25 protein-coding genes and 1 pseudogene are annotated in these 23433 nt (G+C 67.2%); 12 read left to right on the forward strand and 14 right to left on the reverse strand.

From position 1 onward, the window contains the following. Window positions 1–412: 412 nt before the first annotated feature. The 8 genes and pseudogenes from ABS361_11195 to lldD all read left to right on the forward strand — a co-directional run bounded on the left by ABS361_11195 (window position 413) and on the right by lldD (window position 7787). Window positions 413–1198, forward strand: a complete 786-nt coding sequence (locus ABS361_11195; protein XBY46724.1) for a beta-ketoacyl synthase N-terminal-like domain-containing protein — start codon at window positions 413–415, stop codon at window positions 1196–1198. Beyond that, a pseudogene (locus tag ABS361_11200) lies at window positions 1198–1335 on the forward strand (beta-ketoacyl synthase N-terminal-like domain-containing protein). The gene ABS361_11195 and the pseudogene ABS361_11200 overlap by 1 nt, the downstream one beginning before the upstream one ends. A 121-nt stretch (window positions 1336–1456) precedes the next feature. Next, the gene (locus ABS361_11205; GenBank protein ID XBY46876.1) at window positions 1457–1894 is read left to right on the forward strand and encodes a hypothetical protein; all 438 of its coding nucleotides are present in this window, start codon (window positions 1457–1459) and stop codon (window positions 1892–1894) included. Between the two features lie 184 nt (window positions 1895–2078). Next, window positions 2079–2633, forward strand: a complete 555-nt coding sequence (locus ABS361_11210; GenBank protein XBY46725.1) for a peroxiredoxin — start codon at window positions 2079–2081, stop codon at window positions 2631–2633. A gap of 111 nt (window positions 2634–2744) precedes the next feature. Next, window positions 2745–3290 carry a carboxymuconolactone decarboxylase family protein gene (locus tag ABS361_11215; protein XBY46726.1) on the forward strand — a complete coding sequence of 182 codons (546 nt, stop codon included), beginning with the start codon at window positions 2745–2747 and terminating at the stop codon, window positions 3288–3290. Between the two features lie 25 nt (window positions 3291–3315). Next, a complete protein-coding gene (locus ABS361_11220) occupies window positions 3316–4173 on the forward strand; it encodes an SDR family oxidoreductase (protein XBY46727.1) in 858 nt (285 codons plus the stop codon). Window positions 4174–4466: 293 nt separating this feature from the next. Continuing rightward, a complete protein-coding gene (gene nifA / locus ABS361_11225; protein XBY46728.1) occupies window positions 4467–6398 on the forward strand; it encodes a nif-specific transcriptional activator NifA in 1932 nt (643 codons plus the stop codon). 255 nt (window positions 6399–6653) lie between these two features. Continuing rightward, the gene (lldD, locus tag ABS361_11230) at window positions 6654–7787 is read left to right on the forward strand and encodes an FMN-dependent L-lactate dehydrogenase LldD (GenBank protein XBY46729.1); all 1134 of its coding nucleotides are present in this window, start codon (window positions 6654–6656) and stop codon (window positions 7785–7787) included. 52 nt (window positions 7788–7839) lie between these two features. Here lldD and ABS361_11235 read toward each other — a convergent pair whose 3' ends face one another. The 14 genes from ABS361_11235 to nifB form a co-directional block, all read right to left on the reverse strand. Further along, window positions 7840–8445 carry a DUF2239 family protein gene (locus tag ABS361_11235; protein XBY46730.1) on the reverse strand — a complete coding sequence of 202 codons (606 nt, stop codon included), beginning with the start codon at window positions 8443–8445 and terminating at the stop codon, window positions 7840–7842. 69 nt (window positions 8446–8514) lie between these two features. After that, window positions 8515–8871: a type II toxin-antitoxin system HicB family antitoxin gene (locus ABS361_11240; protein XBY46731.1), complete on the reverse strand. Its 357-nt coding sequence runs from the start codon at window positions 8869–8871 to the stop codon at window positions 8515–8517. Continuing rightward, complete coding sequence (locus ABS361_11245) at window positions 8868–9077, reverse strand: type II toxin-antitoxin system HicA family toxin (protein XBY46732.1); 210 nt, start codon at window positions 9075–9077, stop codon at window positions 8868–8870. The genes ABS361_11240 and ABS361_11245 overlap by 4 nt, the downstream gene beginning before the upstream one ends. Window positions 9078–9238: 161 nt before the next feature. Beyond that, window positions 9239–10777 carry a nitrogenase molybdenum-iron protein subunit beta gene (nifK, locus tag ABS361_11250; protein ID XBY46733.1) on the reverse strand — a complete coding sequence of 513 codons (1539 nt, stop codon included), beginning with the start codon at window positions 10775–10777 and terminating at the stop codon, window positions 9239–9241. Between the two features lie 178 nt (window positions 10778–10955). After that, the gene (gene nifD, locus ABS361_11255; GenBank protein XBY46734.1) at window positions 10956–12458 is read right to left on the reverse strand and encodes a nitrogenase molybdenum-iron protein alpha chain; all 1503 of its coding nucleotides are present in this window, start codon (window positions 12456–12458) and stop codon (window positions 10956–10958) included. Between the two features lie 90 nt (window positions 12459–12548). Next, window positions 12549–13457: a nitrogenase iron protein gene (nifH, locus tag ABS361_11260; GenBank protein ID XBY46735.1), complete on the reverse strand. Its 909-nt coding sequence runs from the start codon at window positions 13455–13457 to the stop codon at window positions 12549–12551. A 245-nt stretch (window positions 13458–13702) separates the two neighbouring features. Continuing rightward, window positions 13703–14113, reverse strand: a complete 411-nt coding sequence (locus ABS361_11265) for a type II toxin-antitoxin system VapC family toxin (protein ID XBY46736.1) — start codon at window positions 14111–14113, stop codon at window positions 13703–13705. 1 nt (window position 14114) lies between these two features. Further along, a complete protein-coding gene (locus ABS361_11270) occupies window positions 14115–14354 on the reverse strand; it encodes a type II toxin-antitoxin system PrlF family antitoxin (GenBank protein ID XBY46737.1) in 240 nt (79 codons plus the stop codon). Between the two features lie 190 nt (window positions 14355–14544). Further along, on the reverse strand, window positions 14545–15351 hold the full coding sequence (locus tag ABS361_11275) for an SIR2 family protein (protein XBY46877.1): 807 nt from the start codon (window positions 15349–15351) through the stop codon (window positions 14545–14547). Window positions 15352–15449: 98 nt separating this feature from the next. Continuing rightward, the gene (nifT, locus tag ABS361_11280; protein ID XBY46738.1) at window positions 15450–15662 is read right to left on the reverse strand and encodes a putative nitrogen fixation protein NifT; all 213 of its coding nucleotides are present in this window, start codon (window positions 15660–15662) and stop codon (window positions 15450–15452) included. Further along, on the reverse strand, window positions 15659–15991 hold the full coding sequence (locus ABS361_11285; protein XBY46739.1) for a nitrogen fixation protein NifZ: 333 nt from the start codon (window positions 15989–15991) through the stop codon (window positions 15659–15661). The genes nifT and ABS361_11285 overlap by 4 nt, the downstream gene beginning before the upstream one ends. Further along, complete coding sequence (locus ABS361_11290; protein XBY46740.1) at window positions 15991–16836, reverse strand: 4Fe4S-binding leucine-rich repeat protein; 846 nt, start codon at window positions 16834–16836, stop codon at window positions 15991–15993. Before ABS361_11290 ends, ABS361_11285 begins: the two co-directional genes overlap by 1 nt. Before the next feature lie 33 nt (window positions 16837–16869). Beyond that, a complete protein-coding gene (locus ABS361_11295) occupies window positions 16870–17067 on the reverse strand; it encodes a 4Fe-4S dicluster domain-containing protein (GenBank protein ID XBY46741.1) in 198 nt (65 codons plus the stop codon). Window positions 17068–17151: 84 nt separating this feature from the next. Next, window positions 17152–18651, reverse strand: a complete 1500-nt coding sequence (gene nifB, locus ABS361_11300; GenBank protein ID XBY46742.1) for a nitrogenase cofactor biosynthesis protein NifB — start codon at window positions 18649–18651, stop codon at window positions 17152–17154. A 247-nt stretch (window positions 18652–18898) separates the two neighbouring features. Between nifB and ABS361_11305 the strand changes: the two genes are divergently transcribed. The 4 genes from ABS361_11305 to nifX all read left to right on the forward strand — a co-directional run bounded on the left by ABS361_11305 (window position 18899) and on the right by nifX (window position 23419). Then, the gene (locus ABS361_11305; protein XBY46743.1) at window positions 18899–19834 is read left to right on the forward strand and encodes a bestrophin family protein; all 936 of its coding nucleotides are present in this window, start codon (window positions 18899–18901) and stop codon (window positions 19832–19834) included. A 177-nt stretch (window positions 19835–20011) separates the two neighbouring features. Further along, window positions 20012–21562 carry a nitrogenase iron-molybdenum cofactor biosynthesis protein NifE gene (gene nifE / locus ABS361_11310; protein XBY46744.1) on the forward strand — a complete coding sequence of 517 codons (1551 nt, stop codon included), beginning with the start codon at window positions 20012–20014 and terminating at the stop codon, window positions 21560–21562. A 14-nt stretch (window positions 21563–21576) separates the two neighbouring features. After that, window positions 21577–22965: a nitrogenase iron-molybdenum cofactor biosynthesis protein NifN gene (gene nifN, locus ABS361_11315; GenBank protein XBY46745.1), complete on the forward strand. Its 1389-nt coding sequence runs from the start codon at window positions 21577–21579 to the stop codon at window positions 22963–22965. Next, entirely contained in the window at window positions 22928–23419 is a 492-nt protein-coding gene (gene nifX / locus ABS361_11320) for a nitrogen fixation protein NifX (protein ID XBY46746.1), read from the forward strand. The genes nifN and nifX overlap by 38 nt, the downstream gene beginning before the upstream one ends. Window positions 23420–23433 lie beyond the last annotated feature (14 nt).

The raw sequence follows: 23433 nt of genomic DNA on the forward strand, positions 1-23433 counted from the left end.
CGCGGGAGCGCAGCCGTTGGTGCCGCCGGCGATCTTCTTCATGGTGTCGAGCTTGAGAACCTTCATCGTCTTATCTCCTCTGGAGACGATCCCCACTCCTAGGGCCGTCGAGATATACCAATCACTTCATGTCGCAATTTTCAATGAATAGATTCAATCAACGAAGCCAAAGAACGGAACATTAACAGAACTTTAAGAAATATATCTTCATCGAAGCGATAAATACTGTCAAACATCGATTTACTACGAGAAATAACAGGGGTGGACGAATTTCATTCCGATCCTCGAGCCAAAATGAGAAATCGCATCCGGACTGCAACGGCATGATGGCGCCCTGGCCGCGAACCGCTCGCACATCCGCACGCCGGCGGGAGATCTTTTGCTGAACATATTACGTAGGGGAGCTTGCGATTTGTATACATGGCGGGGCGAGGTTCGAGACATCGCGCGCGCACCTGTCCGAGCCGCCGCCATGAGACGAATTGGGCGTTTTCGCCGAACCGGACCGGAACCGCACCTCGATTTCGGGGCGAGCGACAGGCCTGCCGAGGTGCGCCCTTTCGTCGCCGTCCACGGTACCTCTGCCATCCAGGGCGAAATGACAGCCCGGAAGCGCCCGGTGTCGCTCGCGGCCGAAACCGTGTATCCGAACAGGAAACGACGATTTGCCGGGGGACCATTCATGCCGCAGATGCGCGCGCCGATCCTGATCACCGGACGGGGGATCGTCTCCTGCCTCGGCCTCGACGTGGAGCAGATGGCCGCGCGCATCCTCGCCGGCGAGGGGGCGATCCGGCCGGTCGGCGAGCGCTTGACCTCGCAGCGCTTCACCATGGGTGCGCCGGTCGACGACTTCGTGCCGGCCGACCATTTCGACACGCGGTCGGTGCGGACGCTCGACCGCTTCGCGCAATATGCCGCCGTGGCCGGGCGCAATGCCTGGGCGGAGGCCGGCGGCGCACAGGCCGGCCATGCACCGGAGCGCATCGGCGTGGTGGTCGGGACGGCGTCGGCCGGGATCGACATCCTCGACGACGGGTTCGAGCGGATCTTCGTCGGCGGCGGCCGACCCTCGCCGCTCACCATCCCGATGACCATGGGCAATGCGGCCGCAAGCCGGATCGCGCGGGAGATCGCGCGCGCGGCCCGGTCTTCGGCGTCACCGGCGCCTGCGCCTCGGCCGGCCAGGCGATCCTGATGGGCGCCATGCTGATCCGCGCCGATGTCGCCGACGTCGTCGTGGTCGGCGGTGCCGACGCGATCTTCAACGAGCACTACCTGCGCGCCTGGGACGTGCTCCGGGTCGTGTCGCCCGACCAGTGCCGGCCGTTCTCGACCGGCCGCTCGGGGCTCGTGCTCGGCGAAGGCGCCGGCATGCTGGTGCTTTCGAGCGCGAGGCGCACGCACAGGCGCGCGGCGCGGCCTCGTTCGGACGCTATCTCGGCGGCGCATCGAGCTGCGACGCCGGCGACCTGCTCGCCCCGATCCGACCGGCATGGCGACGGCGATCCGGCTCGCGCTCGCCGATGCCCGTCTCGATCCTGCCGCTGTCGATTACGTCAATGCCCACGGCACGGGCACGGCTGCCAACGACGTCGCCGAAGCGGCGGCGCTGAAGGCCGTGCTCGGCCCGGATCTCGGCGGCGCGTCGGTCTCCTCGACCAAGTCGCAGATCGGCCACGCCATGGGTGCCTCGGGCGCGCTGGAGGCGATCGTGACGCTCGCGGCGCTGCAGGCCGGGATCGTGCCACCGACGCTCGGCTTTCTCGGCGTCGATCCCGAGATCGGCTTCGAACCGACGCCGAACGTGCCGCGCCCGCGCGCGATGGAGATCGCGCTGTCGAACTCATTCGCCTTCGGCGGCCTCAACGTGTCGCTGGCGTTCGGGCGCTGAACGGCGGCGGCGCCGGCCCGTGAGTCGTGCCGGCAAGCCGACATTGTCGGGGCCGGTGGGTCGGATTTCCGACAAGCGACACATGGTCGCCGCCGACTAAATCCATTAAAATCAAAGCGATATGGACTCTGGCACAGTGTCTGCTATTCGGAAGGTCTCAGTTCCTTCCTCTGGAGTAGCACCTATGCTCGGTATCGGCGACAAGCTCCCCTCCTTCGAAATCACCGGCGTGAAGCCGGGCTTCAACAACCACGTCGAAGGCGGCGCGTCGGCCTTCGAGGCGATCACGGAAGCGAGCTTCCCCGGCAAGTGGAAGATCATCTTCTTCTACCCGAAGGACTTCACCTTCGTGTGCCCGACCGAGATCGCCGAGTTCGCGCGTCTCGCCCAGGACTTCGAGGACCGCGACGCGGTCGTGCTCGGCGGCTCGACCGACAACGAGTTCGTCAAGCTCGCCTGGCGCCGCGAGCACAAGGACCTGAACAAGCTGCCGATCTGGCAGTTCGCCGACACCAAGGGTGATCTGGTCGACGGCCTCGGCATCCGTTCGCCGGCCGGTGTGGCCTACCGCTACACGTTCATCGTCGACCCGGACAACACGATCCAGCACGTCTACGCGACCAACCTCAACGTCGGCCGCAACCCGAAGGACACGCTGCGCGTCCTCGACGCGCTGCAGACCGACGAGCTGTGCCCGTGCAACCGCGAAGTCGGCGGCGACACGCTGAAGGCGGCCTGATCCGACGCGGGAGCGGGGCCGCAAGCTCCGCTCCCGCGCTTCCTCTTTCGTGAGACGCGGCGCCGCGAGACCTCTCGGGCGGCCCGCGCAACCCAGCTTTCCGGAGCCGCCATGACCATCGCGTCGCTGAAGAGCCGCCTGCCGGCCTTCGCCAAGGACGTCAGCCTGAACCTGTCCTCGATCGGCGAGGACGACAGCCTGACCGCGCAGCAGAAATACGGCCTCATGGTCGCCTGCGGCCACGCGACCCGCAATCCGGACGTCGCCCAGGCGATGGAGGCGGAAGCCGCACCGCATCTGGCGCCGGTCGCGCTCGACGCCGCGCGAGCCGCCGCCACGATCATGGCGATGAACAACATCTACTACCGCTTCCTGCACCTCGCCTCGAACGAGGAATACAAGTCCATGCCGGCGCGGCTCCGGATGAACGTCATCGGCAAGCCGGGCGTCGACAAGGTCGACTTCGAGCTCTGGTCGCTGGCGGTCTCGGCGATCAACGGTTGCGGCATGTGCATCGACAGCCACGAGAAGGTGCTGCGCGAACACGGCGTGCCGGCCTCGGCGGTGCAGACCGCCGTGCGCTTCGCGGCGGTGATCCAGTCGGCCGCGGTGGCGCTCGAGGCCGCCGCCATCCAGGTGCAACACGCCGCCGAGTGAGGCTTCGGATCGAGAGGAGGTCGCCATGGGCGAGATCGGGTACCCTGCGGAAGCGCGTTGCCCGGTCCCCCATGGGACCGTCCTGGCCGACCATCCCGCCGCCACGCCGCGCCCGGACGCCGGCGACGATCCGGCCGCGGTGCCGGCCCGCCGGCGCACCGTGGTCGTGACCGGCGCGAGCCGCGGCATCGGGCACGCGATCGTCAAGCGCTTCGCCGAGGACGGCTGGCGCATAGTCACCTGCTCGCGGCAGCCGTTCGACAAGGTGCGCTGCCCCTGGGAGGCCGGCCCCGAGGATCATGTCCAGATCGACCTCGGCGACCGCATGAAGCTCGCCGACGCGGTGGCCGAGATCCGCAGCCGGCTCGGCGGCGCGCCGCTCGATGCGCTCGTCAACAATGCCGGCATCTCGCCAAAGGGCCCCGAGGGCGAGCGGCTCAACTCGCTGACCACGCCGGACATGCTCTGGATGGGCGTGTTCCACGTCAATTTCCTCGCGCCGCTGCTGCTCGCGCGCGGCCTGTTCGAGGAACTGAAGGCGGCGCGCGGCGCGATCGTCAACATCACGTCGGTGGTCGGTTCGCGCGTGCATCCCTTCGCCGGCACGGCCTACGCGACCTCGAAGGCGGCACTCTCGGCGCTGACACGCGAAATGGCGGCTGATTTTGCGCCACACGGCATCCGTGTGAATGCGATCGCCCCCGGCGAGATCGTCACCGACATCCTGTCGCCGGGCACGGAGGAGCGATTCGTGCCGCTCATCCCCATGAAACGTCTCGGCAAACCGGAAGAAGTCGCCGCCGTCGTCGCCTTCCTGTGCTCGGAGGCGGCGAGCTACGTGACCGGCGAGGAGATCAACATCAACGGCGGTCAATTGCTTTAAAGTCCGAGTTATACGTGAATACCCGATACGTAATCTATTTTAGATGCAGTCCATTTGAGCAAGACGGCTCACCTTTGACGCGAATTCGCGCAAGACAGCACAGGATTTCAATGGCAGCCTGATTTCAGCAAAGACTTCACTTGTCGTTCCGCAAGGTTCCGAAGCGACCGCCCCGACCCGACCGCGGCCTCTTCTGGATCCGGATCTTTTGACTGCCCGGTCAAGACTGTCCATCGCGCGCCTGATACGCGCGGCGGATGACGGCCGGCTTACGTGCGACAGGGAGACCGGCCATGGCTGCCGCCGCGACTCTCGTTTCCGACTACCGTCGTTCAGACGCCGTGATCCCGCCGCAGCGCCAGCATCCGAGTTCGGACGTGGCGCTGCTCGGCATCTACGAGATCTCCAAGATCCTCAACGCGCCCGCGCCGCTGCAACGGACGCTGGCGAGCGTCGTCAACGTGCTGAGCTCGTTCATGCAGATGCGGCTCGGCATGATCGTGATCGTCGACCCTGAGGGCGATCCGGAGATCGTCGCGACCGCCGGCTGGGCCGGCGACATCAAGGGCCGGCCGATCGAGACCCTGCCGCAAGCGGTGATCGACCGGCTGATCGCCACCCAGACGCCGATGGTGGTGCAGGACATCGCGCGCGAGCCGATGTTCGCCTCGGTGGTCGACCTGATCACCCGCGGCCTGACCTCGGGCGACCGCGGCGACCGCGTGTCGTTCCTCGGCGTGCCGATCAAGGCCGACGACCGGGTGATCGGCACGCTGTCGATCGACCGGGTCTGGGACGGCGCGACGTCGTTCCGCTTCGACGAGGACCTGCGGTTCCTGACCATGGTCGCGAACCTGGTCGGCCAGACGGTGCGGCTGCACACGATCCTCGCCGCCGATCGGCAGCGCCTGCTCGACGAGCGACACCAGCTCGAAAAAGCGCTCGGCCAGGAGCTGGCCGAAAAGGGCCGGCTGCCGACGCCGAAGATCATGGGCATCGTCGGCGAGAGCCAGCCGCTCAAGAGGGTTCTGGAGACGATCGCCATCGTCGCCAAGTCGAACTCGACCGTGCTGCTGCGCGGCGAGAGCGGCACCGGCAAGGAGCTGTTCGCCCGCGCCATCCACGATCTCTCGGCGCGCAAGGGCAAGCCCTTCGTCAAGCTCAACTGCGCCGCACTGCCGGAGAGCGTGCTCGAGAGCGAGCTCTTCGGCCACGAGAAGGGCTCGTTCACCGGCGCAGTCGGCCAGCGGGCCGGCCGGTTCGAGAGCGCGCACGGCGGTACGCTGTTCCTCGACGAGATCGGCGAGATCTCGCCGAACTTCCAGGCCAAGCTCCTGCGCGTGCTGCAGGAGGGCGAGTTCGAGCGCGTCGGCGGCAATCGCACGCTGAAGGTGGACGTGCGGCTAATCTGCGCGACCAACAAGAACCTCGAGGAGGCCGTCACGCGCGGCGAATTCCGAGCCGACCTCTACTATCGCATCAATGTCGTACCGGTGGCGCTGCCTCCCTTGCGCGAACGCCCGGGCGACATCCCCCTGCTCGCCCGCGCGTTCCTGGAGCGCTTCAACGGCGAGAACCATCGCAAGATGTCGATCACGACGAGCGCGATCGAGACGCTGAAGCGCTGCAATTTCCCCGGCAACGTCCGCGAGCTGGAGAACTGCATCCGCCGCACCGCGACGCTCGCCCGCGGCGACACGATCGTGCGCGACGACTTCGCCTGTGCAAGCGGCAACTGCCTCTCGGCGCTGCTCTGGACCGGCAGTTCGCGCAAGGCCGGGCATGGCACCGACCCGCTCGGCGAGCTCGCCGCCGGTCGCGCCGTGACCGCTTCGGTGGGTGCGGCCGTACACGGCGGCGGCCGGCCGATCGGTGGCGCGGCGGGCTCGTCCTTCTCGCCGGCACCGTTCGGCGCGGCGATGCCTGAGGCTGCGCCTGTCCCTGCAAGCTACGCAGCGCCGGCGGTGTCCGCGCCGTTCATGCCCGAGCCGGTCGCGCACGCCGCGCCCGGTGGGACAGCGGCGCGCGCCGACGGGCTCTGCGAGCATGCCGACAGCCCCACCTGCCCGCGCAACGAGTCGCGGCTAACAGAAAAGGATCGGCTGATCGATGCCATGGAGCGGGCCGGCTGGGTTCAGGCGAAAGCGGCGCGCGTGCTCGGCATCACGCCGCGCCAGATCGGCTACGCGCTGAAGAAGCACGGCATCGAACTGAAGCGGTTCTGATCGAGGCGACCTCGGCCGAGACGGCTCTGGCCGAGGCGGTTCGGCACCCTACCCGATCTCCCGAACCAACCGACCTGCGAGGGGCGCCGTCAGGCGCCCCTTTTCGCGTCGGGGCTCCGCGCAGGCCCTGGCGCTTGCGCCCAGGTCCGCTGCCGCACCTCCCGCTTGCCTGCCGGATCGGAAAGCCCTATGACAGTGGTCAAGTTTTTTGACCACTCACGCGATCCGCGCATCCGCCCGTCCGGGAGCCCCATCATGATCATCTCGTCCGCCTCGGATTACCGCGAGGCCGCGCGCCGCAAGCTGCCGCGCTTCCTGTTCGACTACATCGACGGCGGCGCCTACGCCGAGGCGACGCTCCGGGCCAATGTCGACGACCTCAAGTCGATCGCGCTGCGCCAGCGCGTCCTGAAGAACGTCGCGGACCTGAGCCTGGAGACGTCGCTGTTCGGCGAGGCGCTGGCCCTGCCGGTGCTGCTCAGCCCAGTCGGGCTCACCGGCATGTTCGCCCGACGTGGCGAGGTGCAGGCGGTCAAGGCGGCGACCGCGAAGGGCGTGCCGCTGATCCTGTCGACCGTGTCGGTCTGCCCGATCGAGGAGGTCGTCGCCGCGACCGATCGCCCGATCTGGTTCCAGCTCTATGTGCTGAAGGACCGCGGCTTCATGAAGAACGCGCTCGACCGCGCCATGGCGGCGGGCGTCACCAAGCTCGTGTTCACCGTCGACATGCCGACACCGGGCGCGCGCTACCGCGACGCCCATTCCGGCATGTCCGGCCGGTTCGGGCCGCAGCGGCGCATCCTGCAGGCGATGCTGAAGCCCGCGTGGGCGATCGATGTCGGCCTGCTCGGCCGGCCGCACGATCTCGGCAACGTGTCGAAATACCTCGGCAAGCCGATCGCACTCGAGGACTACATCGGCTGGCTCGCCAAGAATTTCGATCCGTCGATCGGCTGGGCCGATCTCGCCTGGATCCGCGACTACTGGAAGGGCGAGATCATCCTGAAGGGCATCCTCGATGCCGAGGATGCGCGCGAGGCGGTCGCCTTCGGCGCCGACGGCATCGTGGTGTCGAACCACGGCGGCCGGCAGCTCGACGGCGTGCCTTCGACGGTGAAGGCGCTGCCGGGCATCGTCGATGCGGTCGGCTCGAACCTCACCGTGCTGGTCGACGGCGGCATCCGCTCCGGCCTCGACGTCGTGCGCATGCTGGCGCTCGGCGCCAAGGGCTGCCTCATCGGCCGCGCGCCGACCTATGCGCTGGCGACCGCCGGCCAGGCCGGCGTCGAGAACCTGCTCGACATCTTCGCCAAGGAAATGCGCGTGGCCATGACGCTGACCGGCGTCACGAGCGTCGCGCAGATCGATCGGTCGATCCTGGTGGGCTGAGGCCCGATTCTCCGCTCACCCCGGCCGAAGCGGCGACCGGGGCCTGCCGGCGTCAGGCGAAGGCGCCGCGCGCCATCTCGCGCGCATGATCGCGGATATCGGCCGGCCAGCCTGCGACGAGGTCGTCGAAACGATCCTTGTCGCCGGCGAACAACGCACGCGTCGCCTCTTCGTAGTGCGGCAGGTCGCCCGCGATCGCCGACAGGAACCGGCTGGTCGCCTCGCGGATGCGGCGAACCATGTCGTCCCATTCGCTCGCCTTGCGCGCCTGATCGACCAGTTTTCGAAGCGCCACCGACGCCCCGCCCGGCTGCGCGGCGAGCCAATCCCAATGCCGCGGCAACAGCGTCACCTCGCGCGCCACGACGCCGAGCTTTGGGCGACCACGCCCGGCGGGAGCGGCGGTCGCCGGAGCACCCTGCCCTTCGTCTTCGGTCGAGGCTGCCGGCTCGGTCGCGACCGGCGCATAGCGCGCCGCGATCTCGGCCTCCGAGCCGCGCAGATCGAGATCGATCTGGCCGCCGGTCTTGTCGTCGAAGACGAGCGCCATGGGCTGGATGGACCCGAGCGCCTTCAACGCAAGCGCGACCTCGGCGGCCGATCCGGACGCGATCCGGCGGGGGCCGGAGAAGGCGGTGATGTGAGACTGGGACGTCATTGGGAACCTCGCATGGTTGCGAGGTTTTTATCCGGGTATTTTACCCGTGTCAATTTTATCCGGATAATTTTAAAATCCGCGTGTACCCTTTCCTCGGCTCTCGACTTCGCCGGCAATCGCCTCTTCGACGAACCTGTTCAGGCTGACGCCGCGGCGAGCGGCGGCGGCGGCGGCTCGGGCGTGGAGGTCGGGCGACAGCCGCACATTGAAGCGACCCGAATACGGGTGCTGCGGCTCGCGACCGAGCTTGGCGCAGGTCGCGAGATAATCGTCGACCGCCTCCTCGAACGCCGCCTTCAGTTCGACGACGCTCTCGCCATGAAAGCCGACCACATCATTGATGCCCGTCACCCGTCCGACGAAGACGCCGTCCTCGGAATCGAAATCGACGCGGGCGACGTAACCCTTGTAGGCCATGGTGTTCACGCTGGGTCTCCTTCGGGCGCAATCCCGCATTTCTCCAGGAATTCGCGCGCATCCCGAACCTGATAGCGCTTCGCCTCCTTCTCCGGGTGAGGCCGATGGAAGGTCGCGACCACATCATGCAGCACGAACCGGACGCGCGAGCCGCTGCCTTCAATCACATCGGCGCCGAGGGCGACGAACAACGCTTCGATGTCCGCCCACGCCAAGGTGGCGGATATCGGCGTTCGAAAGACGGCCAGCAAGGTTCGCCGATGGCGCGCGTCATGACCTCTCAGTACCACACCTCAGTACCAAACGAAACAGCCGACCCCTCGCGGAGCCGGCCGTCTATCGTCGTCGAGGCCTGTCGCCCTCTCAGGGCGCCCCCTCACCGCGTGAGGTCGAACGAGTAATCCGTCTCGCCCGGGATGATGGTGTCGTCGTCGAGCTTGTCGAACACCTTGTCGAGCAGCGCCGTCAGCACGCGCAGACCACCCTGGTAGCCCATGAGCGGGAAGCGGTGGTGGTGGTGGCGGTCGAAGACCGGGAAGGTCAGACGCAGCAGCGGCGTGCCGGTATCACGCTCGAGGTACTTGCCGTAGGAATTGCCGATCAGCATGTCGACCGGCTCGGTGAACAGCAGCGAGCGCAGATGCCACAGGTCCTTGCCAGCCCAGACCTTGGCTTCCTTGCCGAAGGGCGAGGCGTCGAGCATGGCGCGCATCTCTTCTTCCCAATGCTTGGTGCCGTTGGTCGCCAGGCAGTGGATCGGCTCGCCGCCGGTCTCCATGACGAAGCGGGCCATGGCCTGGACGAAGTCCGGATCGCCATAGATCGCGTATTTCTTGCCGTGCAGCCAGCTCTGGCTGTCCGCCATCGCGTCGATCAGCCGGCCGCGCTCCAGGCGGATCGCCTCCGGGATCACCTTGCCCGAGAGCGCGGAGATCTTCATCAGGAGTTCGTCGGTGGCGCGGATGCCGAGCGGGTAGTGGAACGAGGCCGTCTCCTGGCCCTTTTCCTTCGCGAACTCGAGCGTCTTGCGCGTGTTCCAATGCTGCAGCGAGATCGTGCCCTTGGCGTCGAGCGCGGCCTTGACGTCGTCGAGCTTGGTGCCGCCGTCGAACATGCGGAACTCGCCGTCGGAGGGCGTGTCGAACTGGTCGGAGGCATCGCCGAGGATCGTGTAGTCGACGCCCATCAGGTCGAGCAGGCGCTTCAGCTCGCGGTTGTTGCCGACGCAGAAGCCGTCGAAGCCCGGGATGATGTTGATCTTCGAGCCTTCGGTGCGGACGGCGTCCTTCCAGAAGTGCTCGAGGATGCCTTTCACCGCGTTGTCGTAGCCGTCGACGTGGCTACCGACGAAGGCCGGGGTGTGGGCGAAGGGCACGTCGAATTCCTGCGGCACCGAGCCCTTGTCCTTCGCCGTCTGGATGAAGGAATGCAGGTCGTCACCGATGACCTCGGCCATGCAGGTGGTCGAGACCGCGATCATCTTCGGCGCGTAGAGCGAATAGGTGTTGGCGAGGCCATCGACCATGTTGTTGAGGCCGCCGAACACCGCCGCGTCCTCGGTCATCGACGAGGAGACGGCCGAGCACGGCTCCTTGAAATGGCGCGACAGGTGCGAGCGGTAGTAGGCGACGCAGCCCTGCGAACCGTGGACGAAACTCATGGTCTTCTCGAAGCCGGCGGCGGCGAACACCGCGCCGAGCGGCTGACAGGCCTTGGCCGGGTTCACGACGAGGGCCTCGCGGGCGAGGTTCTTCTCGCGGTACTCCCAGGACTTGGTGTACTCGCCCTGTTCGGCGACCTGGGCGTCGGGGACGCCGCATTCGAAGAGCTTCTTCTTGTTGGCGAGCATCTCCTTGTATTCCGGCTCGCGGAACAAGGGCGCGTGGTCGAGCACGTGATCTGCGGACTGCGGCATGACTGGTCACCTCGCTCGCCCGGGCCGCGCCATACGGCGGCACTGTCGGGCTTTCTGGTTCAGGTCAGTCGGGCACGGCCGTGCCCGGTCGCGCGGCGCCGGGGCGCCGCGGCGGTTGGTCGGTCATCGGGTGTCGTGAGCCGGGAGTGGCCGGCGCCTCACGCGCCGGCCGGGGTCTTCACTCGGCCGCGGCGGCGTAGGCCGGCTCATCCAGCCAGGGCGCGTCGAACAGATCCCAGACGGGATTGTTGATCGCCAGGTCCATGTCGCGGGCGAAGATCGCGAAGCCGTCGTAGCCGTGGTACGGGCCGGAATAGTCCCAGGAGTGCATCTGACGGAACGGGATGCCCATCTTCTGCACCGGGTACTTCTCCTTGATGCCCGAGCCGACCAGATCCGGACGGATCTTCTCGATGAACTTCTCGAGCTCGTAGCCGGTGACGTCGTCGTAGATCAGCGTGCCCTTCTTCACATAGTGACCGGTGCGCTGATAGTCGTCGCCGTGACCGAACTCGTAGCCGGTGCCGGCGATCTCCATCCCTAAATCCTCGTAGGCGGTGATCACGTGCCGGGGGCGCAGGCCGCCGACGTAGAGCATCACCTTCTTGCCTTCGAGGCGCGGACGGTACTTCGCGACGATCGCATCGACGAGCGGACGGTACTTGGCGATGACGGCTTCGGTCTTCTCCTCGATCTCCGGTCCGAAGTGCTTGGCGATCTTGCGCATGGAGGCTTCGATCTGCGAGGGACCGAAGAAGTTGTACTCCATCCAGGACACGCCATACTTCTCTTCCATGTGCCGGCAGATGTAGTTCATCGACCGATAGCAATGGATGAGGTTGAGCTTGGCCTTCGGCGCGCGCTCGATCTCGGCGAGGGTGGCATCGCCGGACCAGTTGCCGACCACGCGCAGACCCATCTCCTCGAGCAGGATGCGCGAGGCCCAGGCGTCACCGCCGATGTTGTAGTCGCCGATGACGTTGACGTCGTAGGGGCCGGTCTCCCACTCGGTCTCCTTCTTGTCGAAGACCCAGTCGCGGATCGCGTCGTTGGCGATGTGGTGGCCGAGCGACTGCGACACGCCGCGGAAGCCCTCGCAACGCACCGGCACGATGGTCGTGTCGTGCTCCTTGGCCTTCTTCTTCGACACCGCCTCGATGTCGTCGCCGATCAGGCCGATCGGGCATTCCGACTGCACCGAGATGCCGTTGGCGAGCGGGAACAGGGTCTCGATCTCGTCGATGACCTTCTCCAGCTTCTTGTCACCGCCGAACACGATGTCACGCTCCTGGAAGTCGGAGGTGAACTGCATCGTGACGAAGGTGTCGATGCCGGTCTTGCCGATGTAGTAGTTGCGGCGCTGCGACCACGAATACTGACCGCAACCGACCGGGCCGTGGCTGATGTGGACCATGTCCTTGATCGGACCCCACACCACACCCTTGGAACCGGCGTAGGCGCAGCCGCGGATCGTCATCACGCCCGGGATCGACTTGATGTTCGACTTGACGTCGCACTCGGTGAGATGCTGGATCTCGCCGTGTTCCTCGTCCTCGCCGGCGGGCGTGGCCACCGAGAGGTGCTTCTTGCGCCGCTTGGCGAACTTGTCGGGATACTGCGACAGGACTTCCTCGATGACTTTCTCGTGGAGCGCGCTGTCGTTCTCGTAATCGAGGCTCATGGGGGTCCCCCTCGCATCTCGGAGCTTTGGATCCGTCCCGCCGCCCCGCCGGGGTCAAGGCCCGGCGCGGCGGACGGAGCGGTGGACGGGTCAGTGCGCCGCGGCGGCGAGGGCGGCCGCCTTGGCGGCTTCCTTGGCCTGCAGCTCGGCGAGGGCCTGCTCGTCGGTCTTCATGATGCCGAAGGCGAGCAGCATGTCCTCGAGCTCTTCCATGGAGATCGGCGCCGGGATCGTGCCCTTGCCCGAGTTCGCATGGATCTTGTTCGCAAGCTGGCGGTACTCCTGCGCCTGCTGGCTGTCAGGGGCGTACTGGATCACGGTCTGCTTGCGGAGCTCGGCGTGCTGCACGATGTTGTCGCGCGGCACGAAGTGGATCAGCTTGGTGTTGATCCGCGCGGCCAGCGCCTCGGCGAGGTCGAGCTCGCGGTCGGTCTGGCGCTCGTTGCAGATCAGTCCGCCCAGGCGCACGCCGCCCGAGTGTGCATACTTCAGAATACCCTTGGCGATGTTGTTGGCGGCATAGAGCGCCATCATCTCGCCGGACATGACGATGTAGATCTCCTGGGCCTTGTTCTCGCGGATCGGCATCGCGAAGCCGCCGCAGACGACGTCGCCGAGCACGTCGTAGGACACGTAGTCCACGTCGTCATAGGCGCCGTTCTCTTCCAGGAAGTTGATCGCGGTGATGACGCCGCGACCGGCGCAGCCGACGCCCGGCTCCGGGCCACCGGACTCGACGCACTTGATGCCGTTGTAGCCGATCTTGAGCACGTCCTCGAGTTCGAGGTCCTCGACCGAGCCCTGCTCGGCCGCCAGGTGCAGGACGGTGTCCTGGGCCTTGGCGTTGAGGATGAGGCGGGTCGAGTCCGCCTTCGGGTCGCAGCCGACGATCAGGATCTTCTGACCGAGCTCGACCAGGGCGGCGAGCGTGTTCTGGGAGGTGGTCGACTTGCCGATGCCGCCCTTCCCGTAGAATGCGATCTGGCGCAGAGCTGCCATTGTGATGTCCCTTTCCCTCTCGTCGCCGGATCTTTCGACCGGCTTCGAAAACTCACCGGCAGCCCGCGGCCGCCTGACGGAAAGGGGAATTTCAAGAGCCGTGCCAAGTCGTGATTTCTGATTTTTCTCCAATATTTTCAGATATTTATATCGTGAGCGCCGACCTGTCCGGCTTCGACGCACCCGTGTCGCGACAACGACAATTCGCGACAGGATGTTGGCAAGAGGGAGTGAAGGCCCCGCCCTTACTGCGTCCTATCAGGCGCGATCAGTGCCAGCGCCGGAAAGCTCGTCTCGTAGCGCCGCCGATCCCGCGTGAGCAGCGGCACCCCCATGACGAGCGCATGAGCGCCGATGAAGAAATCCGGCAGGACGCCGGTGCGACGACCGCCGCGCCGGCGGTAGTCCATGTGGGCCTTCGACGCGAGGAAGAGCGCTTCGCGCGGGACGTCGGACCATTCCAGCCCGAGGGTCTCGACGAAACTGTCCAGCGCCTCGAGAGTCGGATAGCTGGCGCCCAGCTCCGCGTAGACGATCGGATTGAGAAGCAGTGGGCCGCGAACCGCGACGACTTCCAATTGGCGTTGCGACCAGTCGGCCCAAACCGGATCGCTCTGCGCCAGATCCAGCAATACACTGGTGTCGACGAGGGTCACGTCAGTCCTCGGGGCGCAACAGCTTCATGATCTCGTCGGTGGACATGCCGGTCTTCAACGTGCCGCGAACTTTGGCGAAGCGGCTCCGGGCCGGGGGCAGCGGCGCCTCGGCATTGACGAGCCGGACGTAGCCTTCGGCGTCCAACTCGAAGCTGACCTTGTCGCCGGGATGGAGACCGAGCCGCTCCCGTACGCGCTTGGGGATCGTCACCTGGCCCTTGCTGGTCACCGTGGACATCATCGCACCTCGTATTACGTCGCCCGAAAAGGTAATACCGCGGGCTCCGGCGATCAACAACCCTTGACGGAAAACGGCGGCGAAGCTGGGCTTCGCCGCCGTTTTCCGTCATCGACAAAGATGCGCCGCTGCGCGGTAGGATGCGGGATGCGGTCAGGGCGTCGCATCCGCCCCCGCCGCCGCCCTCGCCGGATCACCCGACCAGCAGATCCGTCACCGCGCCGAGGGGCAGGTCGATCGCGACGATGTCGTGGTCGGCGAGGAACTTCAGCTCGTTGCGCGTCAGGCGCTCGCGATCGACCACCGCGTAGTGCGGCCCCTTCGAGCGCTTGAGAATCTGGCGCGCGTAGGTGCGCAACATCTGGTCGTGGAACCGACAGCCGAGGAAGACGAAGCCGCGCGGCGTGCGGCGGTGCTTCACGGCGGCCGGGATCGGCGACTGGATGTCGATCTCGGTCAGGACCTCCACATAATCGCTGTCGGCGACGAGGAAGTTTTTGGCCGGGCGCACGCCGCCATGCGGGGCGTAGAGCACCGTCTTCGCCGCATCCGCCGCTTCCGGCGCGACCTCGGCGCCGGCGGCGTCGTAGGCCTTGGTCCAGATATCGCGGAACTCGCCGGCACGGGTCACACCCTGGATCTCGACGACGTCGGTCCGACCGCCCTCCCGGAGCGCTGTCGCCAGCGCGCCGTCGTACCAGGTGTCGACCAGCATCGACAGCGGCAGGCCGGCCAGGAACCGGTGCAACCGGTTCGGCGCGACGGGCGCGGCGAAGATCTCGGCCATCCAGGCCTGCAGCGTCCTGCGATGCCGCCGGCTCTCGATGAACTGGGCGACCGACCACATCGAGGTGCGGATCTTCGACGGCGCCGGGGCGCGCTTGTGCAGTTCGGCCGCAACCGCCTCGGGCGTCGCCGGCACCGGCGGCTCGGTCTCCAGACCGATCGCGCCGGGGCCGAGATAAGGCACGAGTTCGTCGGCGAGGAGACCGGCGCGCATGGCCGCGACCGCCGCGCGGGCGGCGTCGCCGGACAGGATGTCGGACGAGCTCGCGGATGGGGCGGCAGCGGGCGCAATGCCTGAGACGATCGTCATGATCACTCCTCCTCGCCGAGCTTCTTGGCGTTGACCGTGATCGGCAGGCGCGTGTCGGCCGGCATATCGGGCAGGATCAGCGTCCAGCCGTTCTTGAGCTTGACCGATCCGCCCCAGAGCGTGTCGCGCTCGGTCTCGACGATCGGTTCCTCGAGATCCTTCTTCGGCACATAGGCCGAAAGCCCCTTCTCGCTGCGGCGGATCATGACTTTCATCGGGCGGCTCCTTCGCTCGCGCCGGCCGCGACGGCGGCGGGCTTTTTCGTTTCCACCGGCGGCTTGTCGAGGCTGACCAGTTCCTTGGCGCGCATGCCGACGATCGTGCCGCGATCGACCCATTCGACGGCGTAGATGTAGAACTGCTGGAGGAAGGTGCCGATGTCGCGCACGTAGCCGACATCGCCCTTCACGACCAGGATCTCGCCGATGTCCTTGCCGCGATAGGTGCCGTCGTTCTTGACGTATTTGGTCGAGCGGACCTTCTCGCCGGGCATGAACACCGGCGGCCGGCGCGTCTCGATTTCCTGTTCGGTGCCGAGGCCCATCAGCTTTCTCCCGCTTCGGTTGGGTCGGTGTCGTCCTGAGGCTCGGCTGCGGCGGCCGCGAGCGCCTCGCCGAGGCGGGCGAGCGCGACTTCGCGCACCGTCGCGTCCGGATCGTCGGCGAGCCGCTCGACCAACGCCGGCGTCAGCCGTTCCGCGCAGGTGAAGCGGACGCGAAAGTCCTCGTCGTCGGTCATCAGCACCAGCCGCTCCGGCGGCAGGCGCTCGGCGACCGCGACCCGCACCAGCGGGTCCGGATCGTTCACCATGGCCGGGAGGTAGTAGTCCGGCACGCGCCGGGCGACCTCGCGCCGGACCGATGGATCGAGATCGCGCGCGAGCCGGATCAGCAGCGCCGGCTCGGCACGCCGCGCGGCCGCGAGCCGGACCGTGTAGTCCGGATCGTCGAACAGCACCGCCAGGCTCTCGCCGGTCAGCCGCATGGCGAGCGCGATGCGCACGCGCGGCTCGGGGTCTTGCACCAACGCCTTGACGCGCGCGAGCGGCAGCCTGAGCGCCACCATGGCCCGGACATCGGGCTCCGGGTCATTGAGCAGCGCGGTCAGCCGGAACGGCGTCGCGTAGCGGGCCGCCAGCGTGCGGACCTCGAAATAGGGATGATCGAGGTAGCGCTCGGCGTTGTCCGGATTGGCCGCGAAGAAGCGGTCGATCCTGCGGCCGCGCCGGTCCTTTACGCAGGCGCGGCCGAACTCGCACTTGCCCACGGCCCGGGTCTCCTCGTGCGGGCAGTCCGCACAGGAGACCGGGTTGCCGAGCCAGTCGAGCGGCGCATCGTCGATCTCGGGCGCCGCGGCCGCCGCGCCGGCGCCGCCATCGGTCTTGGGCATCGGGGTCCCTCCCTCGCCACCGTGACGGGCGGCTCAGGCCGCCTTCACGCAGGTGTTCGGCACCGGGCAGACGTTGGCGCACTGCTGGGTGTCGAAGGCACCCTCGCACTCGGTGCACTTCTTGGCATCGATGATGTAGGTCTCGCCCTTGAACTTGATCGCCGCCGAGGGGCACTCGAACTCGCAGGCGCCGCAGGCGGTGCACTGGGACGCGATGATCTTGAAAGCCATGGGGTCTTCTCCTGCTTGAGCTGAAGGCCGGTCGGGCGGCCGGTGGAGCCGGCGGGCCTTGACGCCCGCCGGGAACGGGTAGGATCAGGCGACGGCGGCTTCGAGCGCGCGGCCGAAGCGGGCGGCGTAGAGGCTGCCGATCGCGGCCTCGATGTAGTCGAGCGCGTAGGCGTCGGTCGCCTCGATGCCGGCGGCGGTCAGCATGTCCTTCGGGCATTCGCCGATCTTCGAGCAGAGCACGACCTCGACGCCTTCGAGCGCCGCGATCACGCCGTCGAGGGTCGCGTCTTCGCCGAAGCCGCCCATGCAGTAGTTCTCGACCTTGCGATGGCCGACGAAGGTGATGCCCTTCGCGTTGGCCTCGTAGACCTGGAACTCCTTGGCGTGACCGAAGTGCTCGTTGACGCGGCCGCCGCCCTTGGTCGCGACCGCGACCAGCAGCGCGGCGCCTTCAGCCGCAGCATCGCCCGCGACATCCTTGACCTCGGCGACCGCCGCCTTCTTGGCCTCGACGTGATCGCCGCGCTCCTTGGCGACGATCTCGCGATAGGCGGCGCGCTTGGCCGGATCGTAGGCGACCGCCTCAGGCAGCTGGTCGAGCGTGAACTCCTGGCCGCGGTCCTCGCCGAGCAGGCCGACCGCGTCGGCGCGGCACTGGCGGCAGTGCCGCATCAGCTTGGCACCGCCGTCGAGCTTGTTCTGCAGGGCCTTCAGCTCCATCGCGGTCGGGCCGCGCTGGCCGGTCAGGCCGTAGTGCGTGCCATGCGCCGGATCGGAGATCAGCGGCATGACATTGTGCAGGAATGCGCCGCGCTCCTTGACCCACCGGTTGACCTCGACCAGATGCTCGTCGTTGATCCCGGGGATCATCACCGAGTTGATCTTGGTCAGGATGCCGCGCGCGGTCAGCATCTCGAGCCCGAGCATCTGCCGCTCGTGCAGGATCTTGGCCGCCTCGACGCCGTGCCAGCGCTTGTGCTGGTAGAAGATCCAGGGATAGATCTTCGCGCCGATCTCAGGGTCGACCATGTTGATGGTGATCGTCACGTGATCGACGTTCATCTCCGCCAGTTCGTCGACATGGTCCGGCAGCGCCAGACCGTTGGTCGAGATGCAGAGCTTGATGTCCGGGATCTCCTTGGCGATCTCGGTGAAGGTCGCCTTGGACTTCTTCCAGTCGTAGCAGGCGTCGCCGGGGCCGGCGATGCCGAGCACGGAGAGCTGCGGCACCTCGTTGGCGACCGTGATCACCTTGCGCTTGGCCTGATCGGGCGTCAGCTTCTCGGAGACCACGCCGGGGCGGCTCTCGTTCGCGCAATCGTACTTGCGGTTGCAGTAATTGCACTGGATGTTGCAGGCCGGCGCCACCGCGACATGCATGCGGGCAAAATAGTGGTGCGCCTCTTCGGAATAGCAGGGGTGGTCCTTGATCCGCTCCCAGACATCCGCATCCATGTCGTCGGGCTTGGCGGACGAGCCGCAGGAGGACGAAGAACAGCCGCCGGACGTGGCAGCCTTCTGAAGCGCATCGACGTCGATCGGCTGGACCAGACTGTCGAGCGAGATCATCACGGGCTGGTTCATGTGAGCACTCCCCTCTGAGTGTGTCGGGGAGCAGGATCGCAAACCGCATGCCAGAATTTTTCTTCTTTAAATTCAGTCTCTTACGAAACGCATGTTGCGCTGCGACACCAATCCGACACGGGCGTGTCGGGATGGCGACAAGGCGGCTGCGGCCTCGAGCGCGATTGCGCGAGGGCCCGACCCGGCCTTACTCATGGACAGGATGCAAGCGCGCGGGTGCCGGCCGGTCGGCGCGAGGGGGAGCCTGATGATCGTTCGCGAACGTCCCAGCTTCGTTCGGCTGTTCTTCATCCTGCGCGGATCGATCATCCAGCGCATCTTCCCGCAGGTGGCGCTGGTCATGGCGCTGACGGGGGCGATCGTCTGGGCGCATGCGGTGAAGCCCGGCCTCGTGCCGGCCTTCGACGGCGCGCCCTTCGCGCTGATCGGCATCGCGCTGTCGATCTTCCTCGGCTTCCGCAACAACGCCTGCTACGACCGCTGGTGGGAAGCGCGCAAGCATTGGGGCCATCTGGTCTCGGTGAGCCGCGATCTGGCGCGCCGGAGCCTGCTGATCGAGGTGCGGCGGCCAAGCGGCCAGGCGGCCCGCGCAAGACTGCTGCGGCTCGCGATCGGTTTCGCGCATGCGCTGGTCGAACATGTCCGCCCTTCGACCGCCACCACAGCGCAGGGCGGGACGGCGCTCGCCTACCTGCCCGAGCCTGAACGCGCGGGCTTCGGCACCAGCCGCAACCCGCCGGACTTCATCCTGCGCCTGATCGGCCGCGAGCTCGCCGCGCTCCGGGCCGACGACACACTCTCCGACATCGAATTCGGCCTGTTCGACGCGGGCCTCGACCAGATGGCCGGCGTGCTCGCCGCCTGCGAGCGCCTGCGCACGACGCCGATCCCGTTCGGCTACACGCTGCTCCTGCACCGCACGGCCTATCTGTTCTGTTTCCTGCTGCCGCTCGGCTTCGCCGACGTGCTCGGCTGGGGCACCCCGGTCATGACCGGGCTCGTCGCCTACACGTTCTTCGGCCTCGATGCGCTCGGCGACGAGCTCGAAGAGCCGTTCGGCACGCTGCCCAACGACCTGCCGATCCACGCCATCGCGACGACGATCGAGATCAATCTGCGCGAGGCGCTGGGCGAGACCGGCCTGCCGGCGCTGCCGCAGCCGGTCGATCACGTGCTGCTCTGAAGCCCGGTTTGCGGCGCCGGACAGACGGCGTCCGGTTTCCGACAATGGCGTGTCGGATGCCCCGCGCCGCCCGATCGCCCGCCATCAACCTTCTGATGTTCTGAGTATTTTTTCCCTGGCACATCGCTTGCTGAACGATCCCCGAACCCGTCGCGTCATCGATCGGAGGGGATCGGCATGTCGCTCACGAGCCGCATCCAGGACGTCTTCAACGAACCCGCCTGCGACAAGAACCAGGCCAAAGACGCCAAGGCGAAGAAGAAGGGCTGTTCGAAGCCGCTGACGCCCGGCGCGGCCGCCGGCGGCTGCGCCTTCGACGGCGCCAAGATCGCGCTGCAGCCGATCACCGACGTCGCGCATCTGATCCATGCGCCGCTCGCCTGCGAGGGCAATTCCTGGGACAACCGCGGCGCCGGCTCGTCGGGCTCCGACCTGTGGCGCCGGTCGTTCACCACCGACCTGACCGAGCTCGACGTGGTCATGGGCCAGGGCGAGCGCAAGCTGTTCAAGGCGATCCGCGAGATCGTCGAGGCGCACGCGCCGCCGGCGATCTTCGTCTATTCGACCTGCGTGACCGCGCTGATCGGCGACGATATCGAGGCCGTCTGCAAACGCGCCGGCGAGAAGTTCGGCCTGCCGGTCGTGCCGGTCAACGCGCCCGGCTTCGTCGGCTCCAAGAACCTCGGCAACAAGCTCGCCGGCGAGGCGCTGCTCGATCACGTGATCGGCACGGTCGAGCCGGACGACGCCTCGCCGCTCGACATCAACATCCTCGGCGAATTCAACCTCTCCGGCGAGTTCTGGATGGTGAAGCCGCTCCTCGAGAAGCTCGGCATGCGCGTGCGTGCCTGCATCCCGGGCGATGCGCGCTATCTGGACGTCGCCGCCGCGCACACCGCGCGGGCGACGATGATGGTCTGCTCGACGGCGCTCATCAATCTCGCCCGCAAGATGGAGGAGCGCTGGGGCATCCCGTTCTTCGAGGGCTCGTTCTACGGTGTCTCCGATACCTCCAACGCGCTGCGCCAGCTCGTGCGGCTGCTGGTCGCGCGCGGCGCCGAGCCCGCGCTTCTCGATCGCACCGAAGCCTTGATCGCCGAGGAGGAAGCGCGCGTCTGGCGCCGGCTCGCGGCGTTCCGCCCGCGGCTCGAGGGCAAGCGCGTGCTGCTCAACACCGGCGGGGTGAAATCGTGGTCCGTGGTCGCGGCCCTGCAGGAGGCGGGGCTCGAGATCGTCGGCACCTCGACCAAGAAGTCGACCGACGAGGACAAGGAGCGCATCAAGCAGCTTCTGAAAGACGAGAAGCACGCCTTCGACAGCATGGCGCCGCGCGATCTCTACGCGCTGCTCGCCTCCAACAAGGCCGACATCATGCTGTCGGGCGGCCGAACCCAGTTCATCGCGCTCAAGGCCAAGATGCCCTGGCTCGACATCAACCAGGAGCGCCACCACCCCTACGCCGGCTACGACGGCATGGTCGAACTGGTACGCCAGATCGACATCGCGCTCAGCAACCCGATCTGGGACCAGGTGCGCGAACCGGCCCCGTGGGACGCCGACGGCCGGATCGCGGCCAACGATCTCGGCCCCGATCTCGTCACCCCCCTGCTCGTCACGACCGTCAGGCGCAAGGTCGCCCAGACGGTCGCCGACGATGTCTCCCCCGCTGTCGCGGCGACCCGGCGAAAATTCGCCGGGACGGTCGCCGACGACATGGGCGAATGCTGAAGGAGACGCGCGACATGGCCACGGTTCTTCCGGTCTCCAAGGCGGCGGCGGTCAATCCGCTGAAATCCTCGCAGCCGCTCGGCGCCGCCTTCGCCTATCTCGGCGTCGACGGCGCGATCCCGCTGTTTCATGGCAGCCAGGGCTGCACCTCCTTCGCGCTCGTGCTGTTCGTGCGCCATTTCAAGGAGACCATTCCGCTCCAGACCACCGCGATCGACGAGGTCGCGACCATTCTGGGCGGCGCGGATCACCTCGAAGAGGCGATCCTGAACCTCAAGACGCGCACCAAGCCGAAGCTGATCGGCATCGCGACCACGGCGCTGGTCGAGACGCGCGGCGAGGATTTCGCCGGCGATCTCGCGGTGATCAAGGCGCGGCGCGCCGAGGCCCTGGACGGCACCGAGGTGGTGCTCGCGCAGACGCCGGACTTCGACGGCGCCATCGAGGAGGGCTGGACCAAGGCGGTCCTCGCCATGATCGAGGGCATCACCGACCGGACGCCGGCGCGGACCGTCGAGCGCGACCGCGTCAACATCCTGCCCGGCTGGCATCTGACCGTCGGCGACATCGAGCATATCCGCGAGATGGTCGAGGCATTCGGGCTGCATCCGGTGATCCTGCCCGATGTCTCCGGCGCGCTCGACGGCACCGTGCCCGACCGCTGGATCCCGACCACCTATGGCGGCACCGCGATCGAGGACATCCGCACGCTCGGCGACGCGCGCCACACGATCGCGATCGGCGAACACATGCGCGCGCCGGCGGCGAAGATCCAGGAGCTGACCGGAATCGAGTACTCGCTGTTCCGGCAGCTGACCGGCCTGAAGAGCGTCGACCGCTTCGTCACCATGCTGGCCGAGATCTCCGGCCGGCCGGTGCCGGCGAAAATCCGACGCCAGCGTGCGCAGGCGCAGGACGCGCTGCTCGACGGGCATTTCCATTTCGGGGGCAAGCGTGTCGCGATCGCCGCCGAACCGGACCATCTCTATGCGCTGTCGAGCTTCTTTCTCGGCATGGGCGCCGACATCCACTGCGCGGTGACGACGACCGGCTCGTCGAAGATCCTCGAGCATGTGCCCTGCGACACCGTGCAGGTCGGCGATCTCGGCGACCTGGAACGGCTCGCCGAGGGCGCGGACCTGATCGTCACCCACAGCCACGGGCGGCAGGCGGCCGAGCGGCTCGGCATCCCGCATTTCCGCGTCGGCTTCCCGATCTTCGACCGGCTCGGCAGCCAGCACCGCGTCGCGGTCGGCTATCGCGGCACGCGCGATCTCATCTTCGAAGTCTCCAACATCTTCCAGGCGGCGCGGCGCGAGCCGACGCCGGAAAGCCTCGATCCGTTCCGCAACCGGGAGAACGACCATGAGCGCCGTCAGACGTCTGCAACTCGTGACCACTGACGAGCCGAGCGGGCCGGAACGTCCGGCCGGCGCGGTCAGGATCGCGATCGCGACGCGCGACATGAAGGGGCTCAACGCCCATTTCGGCTCGGCGCCGAAATTCGCGATCTACGACGTCACCAAGGACGGCGCGACCTTCGTCGGCGCGATCGCCTTCGACGACACGTCGGACGAGAGCGGCGCGCACAAGACCGACGGCGAGGACAAGATCGGCCCGAAGGTCGAGGCGCTGACCGGCTGTCACCTGCTGTTCTGCCTGGCGATCGGCGGCCCTTCGGCCGCCAAGGTGGTCTCGGCCAAGATCCATCCGATCAAGGTGCCGCAGCCCTCGCCGATCGAGGAGGTACTGGAACGCACCCGCGCCATGCTCGCCGGCTCGCCGCCGCCGTGGCTGCGCAAGGTGCTGGCCGAGGCCGGCATCGGCGCCGCGAAGCCGAGTTTCGAAGACGACTGAGAGAAGGATCCGCC

The organism is Ancalomicrobiaceae bacterium S20 (genome assembly GCA_040269895.1).
Lineage (GTDB): Bacteria > Pseudomonadota > Alphaproteobacteria > Rhizobiales > Ancalomicrobiaceae > Methyloraptor > Methyloraptor flagellatus.

Bases quoted from the DNA above. Each gene is read 5' to 3' on its own strand.
- ABS361_11210 (XBY46725.1), top strand. From the start codon at position 2,079: ATGCTCGGTATCGGCGACAAGCTCCCCTCCTTCGAAATCACCGGCGTG.
- ABS361_11215 (XBY46726.1), top strand. From the start codon at position 2,745: ATGACCATCGCGTCGCTGAAGAGCCGCCTGCCGGCCTTCGCCAAGGAC.
- ABS361_11220 (XBY46727.1), top strand. From the start codon at position 3,316: ATGGGCGAGATCGGGTACCCTGCGGAAGCGCGTTGCCCGGTCCCCCAT.
- nifA (XBY46728.1), top strand. From the start codon at position 4,467: ATGGCTGCCGCCGCGACTCTCGTTTCCGACTACCGTCGTTCAGACGCC.
- lldD (XBY46729.1), top strand. From the start codon at position 6,654: ATGATCATCTCGTCCGCCTCGGATTACCGCGAGGCCGCGCGCCGCAAG.
- ABS361_11235 (XBY46730.1), bottom strand. From the start codon at position 8,445: ATGACGTCCCAGTCTCACATCACCGCCTTCTCCGGCCCCCGCCGGATC.
- nifK (XBY46733.1), bottom strand. From the start codon at position 10,777: ATGCCGCAGTCCGCAGATCACGTGCTCGACCACGCGCCCTTGTTCCGC.
- nifD (XBY46734.1), bottom strand. From the start codon at position 12,458: ATGAGCCTCGATTACGAGAACGACAGCGCGCTCCACGAGAAAGTCATC.
- nifH (XBY46735.1), bottom strand. From the start codon at position 13,457: ATGGCAGCTCTGCGCCAGATCGCATTCTACGGGAAGGGCGGCATCGGC.
- ABS361_11270 (XBY46737.1), bottom strand. From the start codon at position 14,354: ATGATGTCCACGGTGACCAGCAAGGGCCAGGTGACGATCCCCAAGCGC.
- ABS361_11275 (XBY46877.1), bottom strand. From the start codon at position 15,351: ATGCGCGCCGGTCTCCTCGCCGACGAACTCGTGCCTTATCTCGGCCCC.
- nifT (XBY46738.1), bottom strand. From the start codon at position 15,662: ATGAAAGTCATGATCCGCCGCAGCGAGAAGGGGCTTTCGGCCTATGTG.
- ABS361_11285 (XBY46739.1), bottom strand. From the start codon at position 15,991: ATGGGCCTCGGCACCGAACAGGAAATCGAGACGCGCCGGCCGCCGGTG.
- ABS361_11290 (XBY46740.1), bottom strand. From the start codon at position 16,836: ATGCCCAAGACCGATGGCGGCGCCGGCGCGGCGGCCGCGGCGCCCGAG.
- ABS361_11295 (XBY46741.1), bottom strand. From the start codon at position 17,067: ATGGCTTTCAAGATCATCGCGTCCCAGTGCACCGCCTGCGGCGCCTGC.
- nifB (XBY46742.1), bottom strand. From the start codon at position 18,651: ATGAACCAGCCCGTGATGATCTCGCTCGACAGTCTGGTCCAGCCGATC.
- ABS361_11305 (XBY46743.1), top strand. From the start codon at position 18,899: ATGATCGTTCGCGAACGTCCCAGCTTCGTTCGGCTGTTCTTCATCCTG.
- nifE (XBY46744.1), top strand. From the start codon at position 20,012: ATGTCGCTCACGAGCCGCATCCAGGACGTCTTCAACGAACCCGCCTGC.
- nifN (XBY46745.1), top strand. From the start codon at position 21,577: ATGGCCACGGTTCTTCCGGTCTCCAAGGCGGCGGCGGTCAATCCGCTG.
- nifX (XBY46746.1), top strand. From the start codon at position 22,928: ATGAGCGCCGTCAGACGTCTGCAACTCGTGACCACTGACGAGCCGAGC.